The 14,264-nt window shown below is 70.5% G+C and carries 15 protein-coding genes; 14 read left to right on the forward strand and 1 reads right to left on the reverse strand.

Going from position 1 to position 14,264, the window contains the following annotated elements; translation table 11 throughout:
• Positions 1 to 30 precede the first annotated feature (30 nt).
• The 7 genes from ftsW to AB0J78_RS13220 all read left to right on the forward strand — a co-directional run bounded on the left by ftsW (position 31) and on the right by AB0J78_RS13220 (position 7,367).
• The gene (gene ftsW, locus AB0J78_RS13190) at positions 31 to 1,395 is read left to right on the forward strand and encodes a putative lipid II flippase FtsW (RefSeq protein ID WP_363789320.1); all 1,365 of its coding nucleotides are present in this window, start codon (positions 31 to 33) and stop codon (positions 1,393 to 1,395) included.
• Positions 1,396 to 1,448: 53 nt separating this feature from the next.
• The gene (murG, locus tag AB0J78_RS13195; protein ID WP_363789321.1) at positions 1,449 to 2,540 is read left to right on the forward strand and encodes an undecaprenyldiphospho-muramoylpentapeptide beta-N-acetylglucosaminyltransferase; all 1,092 of its coding nucleotides are present in this window, start codon (positions 1,449 to 1,451) and stop codon (positions 2,538 to 2,540) included.
• A complete protein-coding gene (murC, locus tag AB0J78_RS13200; RefSeq protein WP_363789157.1) occupies positions 2,537 to 3,994 on the forward strand; it encodes a UDP-N-acetylmuramate--L-alanine ligase in 1,458 nt (485 codons plus the stop codon). The genes murG and murC overlap by 4 nt, the downstream gene beginning before the upstream one ends.
• Positions 3,991 to 4,716, forward strand: coding sequence for an FtsQ-type POTRA domain-containing protein (locus AB0J78_RS13205; protein WP_363789158.1), 726 nt, complete (start codon positions 3,991 to 3,993; stop codon positions 4,714 to 4,716). The genes murC and AB0J78_RS13205 overlap by 4 nt, the downstream gene beginning before the upstream one ends.
• Positions 4,717 to 4,774: 58 nt before the next feature.
• Entirely contained in the window at positions 4,775 to 6,007 is a 1,233-nt protein-coding gene (locus tag AB0J78_RS13210) for a nitric oxide synthase oxygenase (protein WP_363789159.1), read from the forward strand.
• Between the two features lie 200 nt (positions 6,008 to 6,207).
• Positions 6,208 to 6,462 carry a helix-turn-helix domain-containing protein gene (locus tag AB0J78_RS13215; protein ID WP_363789160.1) on the forward strand — a complete coding sequence of 85 codons (255 nt, stop codon included), beginning with the start codon at positions 6,208 to 6,210 and terminating at the stop codon, positions 6,460 to 6,462.
• Complete coding sequence (locus AB0J78_RS13220) at positions 6,423 to 7,367, forward strand: transcriptional regulator (protein WP_363789322.1); 945 nt, start codon at positions 6,423 to 6,425, stop codon at positions 7,365 to 7,367. Before AB0J78_RS13215 ends, AB0J78_RS13220 begins: the two co-directional genes overlap by 40 nt.
• On the opposite strand, the gene AB0J78_RS13225 is transcribed toward AB0J78_RS13220, so the two are convergent.
• Positions 7,358 to 8,275, reverse strand: a complete 918-nt coding sequence (locus tag AB0J78_RS13225) for an SDR family oxidoreductase (protein WP_363789161.1) — start codon at positions 8,273 to 8,275, stop codon at positions 7,358 to 7,360. The genes AB0J78_RS13220 and AB0J78_RS13225 overlap by 10 nt on opposite strands.
• A 490-nt stretch (positions 8,276 to 8,765) precedes the next feature.
• Here AB0J78_RS13225 and ftsZ point away from each other — a divergent pair, with 490 nt between their 5' ends.
• The 7 genes from ftsZ (at position 8,766) to AB0J78_RS13260 (ending at position 14,171) form a co-directional block, all read left to right on the forward strand.
• A complete protein-coding gene (gene ftsZ, locus AB0J78_RS13230) occupies positions 8,766 to 10,211 on the forward strand; it encodes a cell division protein FtsZ (protein WP_363789162.1) in 1,446 nt (481 codons plus the stop codon).
• Between the two features lie 72 nt (positions 10,212 to 10,283).
• On the forward strand, positions 10,284 to 10,997 hold the full coding sequence (pgeF, locus tag AB0J78_RS13235) for a peptidoglycan editing factor PgeF (RefSeq protein WP_363789163.1): 714 nt from the start codon (positions 10,284 to 10,286) through the stop codon (positions 10,995 to 10,997).
• Positions 10,994 to 11,728, forward strand: a complete 735-nt coding sequence (locus AB0J78_RS13240) for a YggS family pyridoxal phosphate-dependent enzyme (RefSeq protein WP_363789164.1) — start codon at positions 10,994 to 10,996, stop codon at positions 11,726 to 11,728. Before pgeF ends, AB0J78_RS13240 begins: the two co-directional genes overlap by 4 nt.
• Positions 11,729 to 11,799: 71 nt before the next feature.
• Positions 11,800 to 12,456: a cell division protein SepF gene (gene sepF, locus AB0J78_RS13245; protein ID WP_363789165.1), complete on the forward strand. Its 657-nt coding sequence runs from the start codon at positions 11,800 to 11,802 to the stop codon at positions 12,454 to 12,456.
• Positions 12,457 to 12,476: 20 nt separating this feature from the next.
• A complete protein-coding gene (locus AB0J78_RS13250; RefSeq protein ID WP_363789166.1) occupies positions 12,477 to 12,764 on the forward strand; it encodes a YggT family protein in 288 nt (95 codons plus the stop codon).
• Between the two features lie 51 nt (positions 12,765 to 12,815).
• Positions 12,816 to 13,658, forward strand: a complete 843-nt coding sequence (locus AB0J78_RS13255) for a DivIVA domain-containing protein (protein ID WP_132675130.1) — start codon at positions 12,816 to 12,818, stop codon at positions 13,656 to 13,658.
• A gap of 96 nt (positions 13,659 to 13,754) precedes the next feature.
• The gene (locus AB0J78_RS13260; RefSeq protein ID WP_363789167.1) at positions 13,755 to 14,171 is read left to right on the forward strand and encodes a hypothetical protein; all 417 of its coding nucleotides are present in this window, start codon (positions 13,755 to 13,757) and stop codon (positions 14,169 to 14,171) included.
• Positions 14,172 to 14,264: the final 93 nt, after the last annotated feature.

A 14,264-nucleotide genomic window follows, 5' to 3' on the forward strand; every position in this document is an offset into this window, starting at 1 on the left:
GCCGCGCGAGATCCCCGCAGGCGGGCCGGGGTGACGGTGCTGTCCACGCTGACCGCCTGGCTGACCCGCCCGCTGGCCTCGTTCCACCTGCTGCTGGCCGTCTTCGGCCTGCTCACGGTGTTCGGCTTGGTGATGGTGCTCTCGGCGTCCAGCGTCGACTCGTTCAACCGGGACGGCTCGTCCTACAGCGTGTTCGTCAAGCAGGTCATGTACTGCGTCGCGGGGCTCGTGCTGTTCTACGTCGCGCTGCGCGCCCCGGTGCGCCTGCTGCGCCGCTACAGCCTCGGCATCCTGGCCTTCTGCCTCGGACTCCTGGTGCTCGTGCTGATCCCCGGCGTGGGCACCGAGCTCAACGGTGCCCGGAGCTGGTTCTTCGTCGCCGGCGTGTCGTTCCAGCCCGTCGAGTTCGGCAAGATCGCCTTCGCGCTGTGGGGCGGGCACGTGCTGGTCACCAAGCGCGGCCTGATGACCCAGTACCGCCACCTGCTGGTGCCAGTGGTGCCCGCCGCGCTGCTGATGTTCACGCTCGTGATGATGCAGCCCGACCTCGGCTCGACGATCACGCTGTTCGTCGTGCTGCTGGCGCTGCTGTGGTTCGCCGGAGCGCCGCTGCGCCTGTTCCTCGTGATGGCGCTGGGCGCGGTCACCGGCGGCATCGCGCTGGCGATGATCGCCGAATACCGGATGGCGCGGCTGACGTCCTTCCTCGACCCGGCATCGGACCCCTCCGGCAACGGCTACCAGGCCATGCAGGCGCTGTTCGCGCTGGCCGACGGCGGACTGGTGGGCCGCGGCCTCGGCCAGGGCTGGTCTAAGTGGCAGTACCTGCCCAACGTGCACAACGACTACATCTTCGCGGTCATCGGCGAGGAGCTCGGGTTCATCGGCTGCGCCATAGTGCTGATGCTGTACGCCACCACGGCCTACGTGGGCATGCGCATCGCCTTCCGCAACACCGACCCCTTCATCCGGCTGGTCGCGGCGACCCTGACCACCTGGCTGGTCGGCCAGGCCGTGATCAACATCGGCTACGTGGTCGGCCTGCTGCCCACCACCGGTCTGCCGCTGCCGCTGATCTCCTCGGGCGGGTCCTCGGTGGTGACCAGCATGCTGGTGTTCGGCCTGCTCGCGAACTTCGCCCGGCACGAACCCGAGGCCATCGCCGCGCTACGGTCTCTGGGACCGGGGCGGGTCGGCAAGCTGCTGCGACTGCCCACCCCGGCGCCCTACCGGCCGCCGGCGAGGCGGAAGACTTCCCGGCCCGTTCCCCGGACCCGGCCCGGCGCAAAGAGCTCCGGCGCGTCCGGAACGCGCCGGAGCGGAGCAGAACCCCGCGCACGAGGTGCGCGCAGCGGGCCCGGCTCCCGGGCTCAGACACGAGGAGGACACCGTTGAGCGGGGACGAGACGGTCCGCATCCAGCACCTGGGCGGACCGCAGGGCGCTGCTATGGGCATGCGTCGGCTGTCGGTGGTGGTCGCCGGAGGCGGCACCGCGGGGCACATCGAACCGGCCCTGGCGCTGGCCGACGCGGTACGACGCATCCGCCCCGACGCCCAGATCACCGCGTTGGGCACCGAACGAGGACTGGAGAACCGGCTGGTCCCGGCTCGCGGATATCCGCTGGAGCTGATCCCGCCGGTGCCCATGCCCCGCAAGCCGAACGCCGACCTGCTCAAGCTGCCGCTGAAGGTGCGCGAATCGGTGCACCAGACTCGCGACGTGCTCGACAAGGTCGGCGCTCACGTCGTCGTCGGCTTCGGCGGCTACGTCTCGCTGCCCGCCTACCTGGCCGCCCGCGGCCGGGTGCCGATCGTGGTGCACGAGGCCAACGCCCGCGCCGGACTCGCCAACAAGGTCGGCGCCAAGCTCGCCGCCCGGGTGCTGGCGGCGACGCCGGACAGCGGACTGCCCGGTGCCCAGGCCATCGGCATCCCGCTGCGCGAGTCGATCACCCGGCTGGACCGCTGGAAGCTGCGGATGCAGGCCCGCCAGCACTTCGGGCTGCACCCGCACGCACCGACGATCCTGGTCTTCGGCGGTTCGCAGGGCGCGCAGACGCTCAACACCGCCTTCTCCGGTGCCGCGCAGGCGCTCGGCCGCGCCGGCATCGGCGTGCTGCACGCGCACGGACCTAAGAACAGCGTCGCCATCCAGCAGGTCATGGGCGCGCCGATCTACCGGACCGTGCCGTACCTGGAGAAGATGGACCTCGCCTACGCCGCCGCCGACCTGGTCGTGTGCCGGTCCGGTGCGATGACTGTCGCCGAGGTCTCCGCCGTCGGCCTGCCCGCCGTGTTCGTGCCGCTGCCGCACGGCAACGGTGAACAGGCGCTCAACGCTCAGCCGGTGGTCAGCGCCGGAGGAGCCCGGCTGGTCGCCGACGCGGAGCTGACGCCGCAGCGGGTCATCGACGAGATCATCCCGATGGCGCTGGACGCGCAGCGCCTGCAGATGATGAGCCAGGCCACCATGGGCAGCGGCCACCGCGAGGCCGACCAGGTGCTCGCCCGCATCGTGATGGAGGTGGCGGGTCAATGACCGCCGACATGGACCGACTGCTCGATCGGGTTCACCTGGTGGGCATCGGTGGGGCTGGGATGAGCGGCATCGCCCGCATCCTGCTCGCCCGCGGCCGCCAGGTCTCCGGCTCGGACGCGCGCGACTCGCGCACCGTCATGGCGCTGCGTGCCCAGGGCGCGAGCATCGGGATCGGGCACCACGCCGAGAACCTCGACCTGCTCGACCAGGAGCCGACGGCCGTGGTGGTCTCCACCGCGATCCGCCCGGACAACGCCGAGCTGGTCGCCGCGCAGGAACGCGGCATCACCGTGCTGCGGCGGGCCGAAGCGCTGGCCGGGCTGATGTCCGACCACCGCGTCGCCTGCGTCGCGGGCACGCACGGCAAGACCTCGACCACCTCGATGCTCACCGTGGCGTTGCAGCACTGCCGGATCGACCCGTCGTTCGCCATCGGCGGCGACCTCAACGAGTCCGGCGCCAACGCCCACCACGGCGACGGCGGGGTCTTCGTCGCCGAGGCCGACGAGAGCGACGGATCGTTCCTGGTGTTCGCGCCGTCGGTGGCGGTGGTGACCAACGTCGAACCCGACCACCTGGACCACCACGGCACCGCCGAGGCCTACACCAAGGTCTTCGAGGACTTCATCGGCCGCATCGAACCGGGCGGCGTGCTCATCGCCTGCTCCGACGACCCCGGCGCGGAAGCCCTTGCGGTGCAGGCGGAATCGGCCGGGGTGCGGGTCCGCCGTTACGGCGCGAACGCCACCGCCGACGGCGACGCCCGGCTGGCCGGCTACCGCGCAACCCAGGGCATCGGCGTGGTGTCGGTGGAGCTGGTGGGCGTGTCCGGCGAGCTGGTCGACGTGCAGGTCGCCGTCCCCGGCGAGCACATGGCGGGCAACGCCGTCGCGGCCCTGCTGGCCGGTCTGGAGCTCGGCGCCCCGCTGGAGGGGATGCTGGAAGGTCTGGCCGCGTTCGGCGGTGTGCGGCGCCGCTTCGAGTTCAAGGGCCGGGTCAACGGCATTCGCGTCTACGACGACTACGCGCACCACCCGACCGAGGTCGCCGCGCAGCTCCGCGCGGCCCGCCCGGTCGTCGGGGCGGGCCGGTTGATCGTGGTGTTCCAGCCGCACCTGTTCTCCCGGACCGCGACGTTCGCCGCCGAGTTCGCCGAGGCCCTGGGCCTGGCCGACGAGGTCGTCGTGCTCGACGTCTACGGAGCGCGGGAGGACCCGCAGCCGGGCGTGACCGGCAAGCTGATCTCCGACGCGATCCCGCTGTCCGCCGAGAACGTGCACTTCGAGCCGTCCTTCACCGACGCGGGCCCGCGCGTCGCGGGCCTGGTGCGTCCCGGCGACCTGGTGCTGACCATGGGCGCGGGTGACGTGACGATGCTCGGTCCGGAGATCCTCGGCGAGCTCGACCGGGCCCTCGCTTCCGGCGGCAACGGCAACGGGGAGGACCACGGGTGACGGACCGGAGCGCGGCGGAGCGAGCGCGGCGCCGTCCGGTGCGCCGGAGCGCGCCGCCCGCTCCCGCCTGGCGGCGCTTCCTGCTGCCGGGCGTGCTGGCGGTGGCGACCATCGGTTTCCTGGTCGTCTACTTCTCGCCGCTGCTGGGCGTGCGCGCGGTGCGCGTGGAGGGCAACGAGGGTCTGCCCTCCGACGCGGTGGTCCAGGCCGCCGGGGTCGCCGAGGGCACTCCGATGCTGCGGGTGGATCCGGGGCAGATCCGGGAGCACCTGCGCGGCTTGCCGAAGGTCGCCGACGCGACGGCGGTGCTGGACTGGCCGTCGACCGTGATCATCCAGGTCACCGAGCGGACCCCGGCGGCGTACTTCCGCGCCACCGACGGGATCCGGGTGCTCGACCTGGCAGGGGTGCCGTTCGAGACGGTCGCCCAACCGCCCGCCGGTGTGCCGGAACTGCGCGCGCCGAAGGCCGCCGCCGACGACCCCACCACCCGAGCCGCGCTGTCGGTGCTGGTGGCACTGCCGGTCCCGGTGCGGGGTGAGGTGACCGCGGTGGTGGCGGGCAGCCCGAGCGACGTGCGGCTGGAGCTCACCGGCGGTCGCACCGTCGACTGGGGTTCGTTGAAGGACACCCAGCGCAAGGCGCTGATCCTGACGCCGCTGCTGACCCGCCCCGGCAAGGTCTACGACGTTACGACACCCGCGCTGCCCACGGTCGCCTGAACGGCCGTCAACGAACGGCACCGGATCAAGATCGTTTCCGTCGCGCTAACGTGGCGGCGTGTTCAGGGTGAGTGGTGAAGCGCCGGAGGCGGTCTTCTCCGGAGGGTCCGGTGCGGCGGAACGGACCCGCCGATTACGACCCGTCCCACCGCCACCCGCGCCCAGAGCACCCGCGATCGACCTCGCCGAGGCCGAGGAGTTCCTGCGGCTGTTCCACGTCGAGAACCGCGTCGAGGCCCCGATCCAGCAGCGGCTGGCGCGGATGCGCTACGAGGTCGAGACGACGGGCACCTACCGGCACACCCCCGACGAGCTCTCCTACGGCGCGAAGGTCGCCTGGCGCAACAGCGCCCGCTGCATCGGCCGGTTGTACTGGCGCAGCCTGAAGGTTCGCGACCTGCGCGACGTGCACACGGTCTCCGGGGTGGCCGCGCACTGCGTCGAGCACCTGCGGATGGCCACCAACGGCGGCAAGATCCGCCCGGTGATCAGCGTCTTCCCGCCGGAAACCCCGCAGCGGCCCGCGCCGCGGATCTGGAACGAGCAGCTCATCCGCTACGCCGGTTACCGCGACCACGACGGCAAGGTGCTCGGCGACCCGCGCTACGCCCGGTTCACCGAGACCGTCACCGGTTTCGGCTGGCGGGCACCGGCCCGCCGCACGGGGTTCGATCCGCTGCCGCTGGTGGTGGAGACCCGCGAGGAGGGCGCGCACATGTTCGCGCTGCCCCCGGACGTGGTGCACGAGGTCCCGATGACCCATCCCGAGCTGCCGTGGTTCGCCGAGCTCGGGCTGCGCTGGCACGCGGTTCCGGTCATCAGCAACATGCGGCTGAGCATCGGCGGAGTCTCGTACCCGGCCGCGCCGTTCAACGGCTGGTACATGGGCACCGAGATCGGCGCCCGCAACTTCGCCGACACCGACCGCTACAACCTCGTCCCGGTCGTCGCCGAGCGCCTGGGCCTGGACACCTCGCGCGAGGACACCCTGTGGCGGGACCGCGCGCTGGTCGAGCTCAACCGCGCCGTCCTGCACTCCTACCAGCGGGCGGGCGTGACGATCACCGATCACCACACCGAATCGCACCGCTTCCTGACCCACCTGGAGAGGGAGGAGTCGGCGGGACGCAAGTGCCCGGTCGACTGGTCGTGGATCGTCCCGCCGATGTCGGGCGCCCAGACCCCGGTCTTCCACCGCTACTACGACGAGGAAGCCCCGGGCCCGAACTACTACGCCGACGACGAGGCCACCCAACGCGCCCTCACCGGAGGCCCACCCCACTTCGCCTGAGCCGCCGGGTTTCAGCGCAGGTATGAAGGGTTCTTCATTGGCCTGCGCAGTTGCGACCGGGTGGGTGACGCAGAACGGTGATCGCAGGGGCTTCGGGTTCATCTTGCTGACTGAACGTTGTGGATTTGCAGTGAAATCACTTTCGCGCGGTGTGTAGCGGAAGTGGTTTTCCTGCAACAAAACATCGATCCGATTGATGTTTGAAGATCCGGTACAAGTTCCGCTCGTACCCGACTCCCGGTCAGCAGGCGGCGTTGGCTCGGACGTTCAACAGCCGGAACACCCCGGTAGCAGGGACCCGGATTACCGCAGTATTCGGTGGCCTGATTACGGCTGTAATCCGGGTCCACGAGTGCGGCGCGGTCGGGTTGTCGGGGTGCGGTCGTAGGCTCCGGGGGTGCGGGCTGCTCGGTTGGTGTCGTTGTTGTGCTTGTTGCAGGTCCGGGGGTCGATGAACGGGCCTGAGCTGGCGCGCGAGCTGGAGGTCTCCGAGCGGACGGTGGCGCGCGACGTGCTGGCGCTGGCCGAGGCCGGGGTGCCGGTCTACGCCGAGCGCGGGCGCGGTGGCGGGTACCGGTTGCTCGGCGGCTACCGGTCGAAGCTCAACGGCCTGCACCGCGAGGAGGCCGAGGCGCTGTTCCTGTCCGGGGTGCCGGGGGCCGCGGTCGACATGGGGCTGGGCGAGGCGGTCGAGGCCGCCCGCCTGAAGGCGGCCGCGGCGCTGGCGCCGCCGTTCCAGGACGCGCCGCAGCGGGTCGGGCAGCGGTTCCACCTCGACGCTCCCCGCTGGTTCCGCGAGGCCGAAACACCCGCCCTGCTGGCGGAAATCGGCCGAGCGGTGTGGCGCGACCTGCGGATCACCGTCGGCTACCAGCGCGGTGAACGCCTCGTCCGGCGCGAGCTCGAACCGCACGGTCTCGTCCTCAAGGCCGGTGTCTGGTACCTGGCCGCGCGCTGCGACGGGCGGTTCCGGACCTACCGGGTCGACCGGTTCCGCGAGGTCGACGAGGGGGAGGAGTTCGTCCGCGACGAGACCTTCGACCTCGCCGCGTTCTGGGACCGCACCGCCGAGGAGTTCTCCCGCTCGCTGCTCACCCTCGACGTCGAGGTCCGGCTCAGCCCCACCGGGCTCCGCCGGCTGCGCGGCACCGTCGACGGCCCGGCCGCCGCCGAAGCCGAGGCCGCCGCCGGAGAACCCGACGAGCACGGCTGGGTCCGCACCACGTTCCGGGCCGAATCGCTGCAGGTCGCGTTCTCCCAGATCCTCGCGCTCGGACCGGAAGCAGAGGTCCTGGCGCCGGAACCGCTGCGCCAGGACCTCGCGAGCGCCGCCGAGCGCTTCGCCGCGCTCTACCGGTAGTCGGCCGCGTCGCCCTGCCCGCCGACCCACTCGACCTCCAGCGCGAACCGCCAGCAGTCCGGCTGCGAGCCGTCGGTGTCGGTGAATCCGTACTCCTTGGCCAGGAATCCGCTGGACAGCGACCGGGTGTTCCAGCGCGCCACGTCCGGGTCGTTCGCCAGCGCCACCACCGCGCGGCCCACGAAGGCGGGGGATTCGGCGATCGCGAAACCCGGTGGGGCGATGGTGGACTCGCGCCAGTTCTCCTCGGTGACCTCGTAGTGCTCCAGCATCATCTCCGAGCGCAGCCAGCCGGGCGTCAGCGAGACCGCGGTGCCGCCCAGCGGCGCCAGCTCCTCGCCCTGCGCGCGGGCCAGCCGGTGCAACGCCGTCTTGGCGACGTCGAAGAACGCGCCGCACTCGTTGCGGTAGAACCGCTCGTTCACCTCGGCCGTGCCGTCGGTGAGCTCCACGACCAGTCCGCCCGAGCGCCTGCTGAGCAGGGCGAGCGCGAAGTGGCTGGTGATCATGTGCGCCTCGATGCCGGTGCGCAGCCGTTGCAGGCCCTTGGTCAGGTCCTGCTCCCAGATCGGCTTGTTCCAGTCCATCAGGTGCTCGCCGCCGAGGTCGTTGACCAGTACGTCCAGCCGCCCCTGCTCGGACTCCACGCGCCGCACCAGGTCCCGGACCTCGTCCGGGACGGTGTGGTCGACCCGGACCGCGATGCCCGTCCCGCCCGCGCGCGTCACCATCTCGGCGGTGTCCTCAATGGTCTCCGGGCGGTCGTAGTCCGAGCGCTGGGTCCGGGTCGTGCGCCCGGTGCAGTACACCGTCGCGCCCGCCGCGCCGAGTTCCACCGCGATCCCGCGTCCGGCTCCCCGCGTCGCCCCGGCGACCAACACGACCCTGTCTCGCAGATCCGCTGCCATGGCTTCCTTCCTGACGTCTCGTTCCCTGAGAACGGAGACGGTCGCAGCCAATCCAGACACCTGCAGTCCGGATTCCCCGGCGCTGTCCGCTGCGAAGAAGCCCCTTGCCGAATCTCGACTGCCTCAACCGGGTGAGCGGGTGGCCAGGTACGGTGTTCGTTGTGGTGATCACGTTCGCGGACGAGTTCATCGCAAGGGGAGGAACGAGAAACTGGGCTCGCTGCGGCAACGGGCGGACCCGCTGAGCTACACGGACGACGTCGGGCGGAAACGACGAGGTGCACAGCACAGAACTGCTGCTACCGAAACCGGCGTGGCTGCTGGACGCAAGGGTGCGATCGCGCCTACGGTCCGGACCGGGCACGGGGTCGGATGCACGTCGAATCCCGCGCCGACGACCAGGGGGAGCCGCATCGGCGGCACCGGCTAAGCGGCCGTCCCGGCGGTCGATGCAGAGAGCACACCAGCCACGATCAGGAAGGCGGATCCGATGACGCCCCCGCACAACTATCTCGCGGTGATCAAAGTCGTCGGCATCGGTGGCGGCGGCGTCAACGCCGTGAACCGCATGATCGAGGTCGGGCTCAAAGGTGTTGAGTTCATCGCGGTGAACACCGACGCGCAGGCCCTGCTGATGTCCGACGCCGACGTCAAGCTCGACATCGGGCGCGAGCTCACTCGCGGTCTCGGTGCCGGCGCGGCGCCGGAGGTCGGTCACAAGGCCGCCGAGGATCACGCCGAGGAGATCGAAGAGGTCCTCAAGGGCGCCGACATGGTGTTCGTGACCGCAGGTGAAGGCGGTGGCACCGGAACCGGTGGCGCCCCGGTGGTCGCCAACATCGCGCGCAAGCTCGGTGCGCTGACCATCGGTGTGGTCACCCGGCCGTTCTCCTTCGAGGGCAAGCGCCGCGCGTCCCAGGCCGAACAGGGCATCAAGGAGCTGCGCGACTGCTGCGACACCCTGATCGTCATCCCGAACGACCGGCTGCTGCAGCTCGGCGACATCGGCGTGAGCCTGATGGACGCCTTCCGCTCGGCCGACGAGGTGCTGCTCTCCGGTGTCCAGGGCATCACCGACCTGATCACCACGCCGGGTCTGATCAACCTCGACTTCGCCGACGTCAAGAGCGTCATGTCCGGAGCGGGCAGCGCCTTGATGGGCATCGGCTCGGCGAGGGGTGATGGCAGAGCCGTCGAAGCCGCGCAGAAGGCGATCAACTCGCCGCTGCTGGAGGCGTCGATGGAAGGCGCCCACGGAGTGCTGCTGGCCATAGCGGGCGGTTCGGATCTCGGTCTGTTCGAGATCAACGAGTCGGCGTCGCTGGTGCAGGAGTCCGCGCACCCCGAGGCCAACATCATCTTCGGTACGGTCATCGACGACTCGCTCGGCGACGAGGTCCGAGTCACCGTGATCGCCGCCGGGTTCGACTCCGGCACGCCGACGCACAAGAAGCTCGAACCGACGCGCGTCGGCGGTCGCACCGAGGAGGCGGAGGCTCCCGCGCCGAGGACCGAGAAGCCCGCTGCCCCTGAGAGCACCGAGACCCAGCAGGCCCCGGCCCAGCCGAGCGCTCCGGCGCCCGCGCAGCCGGCACCGGCTCAGCCGGTCCAGCAGTCGGCGCCCGCACCGGCTCCGGAGGCTCCGCAGCCCGAGCAGCAGCCCCCGGCTCCGCAGCAGCCGACCACGCCGCAGCAGACCGGTTTTCAGCAGCAGAGCCCGCAGCCGAGCCAGCAGCAGAGCCCGCAGCCGCGGTCCTACGGCGGAGACGGTTCGACCACCGGGCAGCAGGGCGTGTCGGTGCCCGGCCGCCCCAGCAGCGGCTACCCGACGCACTCCACCGGCGCCTCGCGCCCCGGTGGGCTGCCGAACCGGGCCGTGCCGGTGGGTGACGACACCGACGACGACGTCGACATTCCGCCGTTCATGCGGCGCTGACGCATGAGCGAGAATCGACACCGGGGACCGCGGGTTCCCGGTGTCGATTTTTCTTTTCAGGAGGCTGGGCAAGTGCGGATTCGGCGCGTGACCACCACGCGGGAGGGCGGTAGCTCCAAGGCTCCGTTCGACTCCTTCAACCTCGGCGGCAGGGTCGGCGACGCGCCGGAGGCGCTCGCGGCCAACACGCGCAAGCTCGCGGAGGGAATCGGCCTGCCCGAGGACCACCTCGTGTGGATGGAGCAGATCCACGGCCGCACCGCGACCATCGTGGACGGCCCGCAGCCGACGGCGGTGGAGGCCTCCGACGCGCTGGTGACGGCTCAGCCGGGGCTCGCGCTGGTCGCCCTGACCGCCGACTGCGTTCCGGTGCTGCTGGGCGACCCCGAGGCCGGGGTGATCTCCGCGGTGCACGCCGGGCGCGTGGGCGCGCGCGTGGGAGTCCTGCCCGCGGCGCTGAAGTCGATGCGCGAGGCCGGTGCTCGGCTCGACAGGGTGGAAGCGCTGATCGGGCCCGCGGCCTGCGGTGCCTGCTACGAGGTGCCGCCGGAGATGCAGGCCGACGTGGAGGAGCACCTTCCGGGCAGCGCCTGCAAGACCCGCAAGGGCACCACCGGGCTCGACCTGCGGGCGGGGTTGTTCGAGCAGCTCGCGCAGGTCGGCATCGCCAAGATCGGCGTCGACCCGCGCTGCACCGTGGAGACCCGGGAGCTTTTCAGCCACCGCCGCGACAACGGCAAGACCGGGCGCTTCGCCTCGGTGATCTGGATGGACGAGCAGTCGTGACGCCCGAAGAACGTCGCGCGGAGTTGGCCGAGTCGCTGGCGGAGGTCCGGGAGCGCTTGGCGGAGGCGTGCCGCGCCGCCGGTCGGTCCCCGGAGGAGGTCGAGCTGCTCGCTGTGACCAAAACCTTCCCCGCATCCGATGTGGCTCTTCTCTCCGATCTCGGGCTGTCGGCCTTCGCCGAGAACCGGGAGCAGGAGGCGCGCGGCAAGGTCGCGGAGTTCGCCGAGCTTCGGCCGCAGGCCCCGCGGCGCTGGCACATGGTCGGCCAGTTGCAGCGGAACAAGGCTCGCGCGGTGGCCCGCTGGGCGGACGTGGTCGAGTCGGTCGACAGCGAACGGCTCGCCGAAGCGCTCTCCCGCGCGACCGCCAACGCCCTCGAAACGGGCGAGCGGGAGCGCCCTTTGGACGTGTTGGTGCAGGTCAGCTTGGACGGAACCACTGGCAGGGGCGGCTGCGCGCCGGAGGACGTGCACCGACTCGCCGACATGATCACGCGAACGAGCGGTCTTCGGTTGCGAGGAGTGATGGCGGTGGCTCCGCTCGGTGGCGACGCAGCTGTGTCGTTCGACACACTTTTGTCGATCTCCGAGCGCTTGCGCATTGATCACCCCGAAGCTGTGGATGTGTCGGCGGGGATGTCCGGTGACCTGGAAAGTGCCGTTGCCCACGGCTCGACCAGGGTGCGTGTCGGAACCGCGCTGCTCGGTGGGCGGCGGTTAACCTCGCCGTAGCCGTCAAAAGGGGGTCGAAGGCCGGCCACCTCGTGCTCGGTGTCAGGGAGCCGCAGAGGAAGGGCATGCCGATGAGCGCTCTGCACAAGTTGAAGGCCTACTTCGGCATGGTCCCGGCCGACGAGGTGGACGAGTACGAGGACGAGATCGCCTACCGCGAGCGGTACGACGATGATCGTCCTGCGTACGACTCCCGTCCGACCTACGGCGACCGGGGCGCGTACGACGACGACCGGGCAGTGCCCCGGCGCAGGTCGGCGGGCACCCGCGGCGGCTTCCAAGCCGACGCGGAGACCGAGTCCTACGCCGAGGAGTTCCGGGAGCCGCCGCGACCGCGGCGGCAGTGGGCGTCCGAGACGCCGTCGCGCAGCACTCTGCCCAACGATCAGCCGCGAAGTGACAGCGTTTCGCGTTTGCGGGCGGTGACCGACACGGGCACCCAGTTCAACTTGAGCAAGATCACAACTCTGCATCCGCGCAGCTACAGCGAAGCGCGGACCATCGGCGAGCAGTACCGAGACGGCACGCCGGTGATCATGAACCTGACCGAGATGGAGGAGGCCGACGCGAAGCGTCTGGTCGACTTCGCCGCAGGTCTGGCGTTCGCGATGCGGGGTTCGATCGAGAAGGTCACCAACCGGGTGTTCTTGCTCTCACCGCCGAACGTCGACGTCGCGGCGGAGGACAAGCGACGGCTAGCAGAGGGGGCCTTTTTCAACTACGGGTGAGTGGTGGCACAGTTGAAGGTGTGAACCCGGTGCAGATCGTCCTGTTCTACGTTCTGTTCTTCTTCTGGCTCCTGCTCACGGCGCGTATCGTGGTGGAACTCGTGAGAGTGTTCGCCCGCGAATGGCGACCCGTTGGGGGGGTTGCAATCGCGTTGGAGAGCATCTACACAGTGACCGACCCACCCGTAAAGTTGGTGCGTCGGGTGATTCCGACGGTCCGGATCGGCGGCGTCGGACTGGACCTATCGATTATGGTGCTGCTGCTGGTCGTGTTCATACTGATGCGACTGGTGCAACCGGCCGGGTGACGGGGAACCCGACCGACCCGCAGCTGCCGAAGGAGTGCGTGAGGTGATCTTGTGGGCCTGACCCCCGCCGACGTGCATAACGTCGCGTTCAGCAAACCTCCGATCGGCAAGCGGGGCTACAACGAGGACGAGGTGGATGCATTCCTCGACCTGGTTGAAGCCGAGCTTGCCCGGCTGGTTGAGGAGAACAACGACCTGCGTGGCCAGGTGGAGCAGCTGGAGTCCCAGCTGCAGTCGGCCCAGGTCGACCTGGACGACGCCCGTAGCCAGGCTGCGTCCGCCGCTGCCTCGACCCCAGCCGCCCCACCGGAGGAACCGCGCCGGCTCACCCCGGTCCCGGCGCCGACCGCTGCCGAGCAGACCTCTCCGGGCGGTGATCACCACGTGCAGGCCGCCAAGGTTCTGGGCCTCGCGCAGGAGATGGCCGACCGGCTGACCGGTGAGGCCAAGGCCGAGGCCGACGGCATGTTGTCCGAGGCCCGGACGAAGTCGGAGCAGCTGCTGTCGGAGGCTCGTTCGAAGTCCGACAGCATGGTCAACGAATCTCGGACCCGAGCCGAGACGATGCTCAACGACGCCCGAACCCGGGCGGAAACGCTTGAGCGGCAGGCGCGCGACAAGGCCGCCAGCCTGGAACGCGATGCGCAGCGCAAGCACGCTGAGGTGATGGGCAACATCACCAACGAGAAGAACGCCCTCGAGAAGAAGATCGAGACTCTCCGCACGTTCGAGCGCGAGTACCGCACTCGACTGCAGACCTACCTGGAGTCTCAGCTTCGCGAACTGCAGGACCGAGGCTCTGCCGCGCCAGCGGAGAGCAGCAGCAGCGGAAGCCGTTCCGGTCAGCAGGCCACCAGCTACAGCTTCGGGGCCAGGGCGGCCGAAGCGGGCTGATTCCCCGTTCAAGACTTGGCACACCGGCGGTGATGGGTCATGGCCCGTCACCGCCGGTGTCTGTCGAGAGGGGAACGGCGAGAGACGGGAAAGCTAGTGCTGCTGGTCGTTCTGCTGCTGGTCCTGGTGGCCGCCGCGACGTTGGTGGCGGCCGTGCTCGGCGGAGGCTCCGGCCTCGCGTGGATCTCGGTCCTGGCCAGCGCCCTCGGGGCGGCGCTGCTGATCGCCGACCGGATCAGGACCCGCCGGAAGGGCAGGAAGACCACCCTGGCCCGGCCGCTGGGCGCGGAACCGGGTGAGGAACGCAGCAACGCGGCCGAGGCGGCCGATCCGGACGCCGAGGTCGTGGTGGTCGACGAACGTCCGCGCTACCACGTGCGGACCTGCGAGTGGCTCGGTGAAGCGGAGACGCTGCCGCTGGAGCTCGGGGAGGCTCGGGAGCTCGGCTTCACGCCGTGCGCCCGGTGCGCGCCCAACGCGACGATCGCGGCGGAGTCCGGCCGGAGCCGGTGAAAACAACTGGCGAGATCCCGGTACTCTGTGAAGACCAGGCGTTGATCCGGCCATCACCGGGGAGCCTCCGGAAGAACGGGCGCCCGCGGGCGC

Origin of the sequence: Saccharopolyspora sp. NPDC049426, from assembly GCF_040676935.1 — a bacterium.
GTDB lineage: Bacteria > Actinomycetota > Actinomycetes > Mycobacteriales > Pseudonocardiaceae > Saccharopolyspora.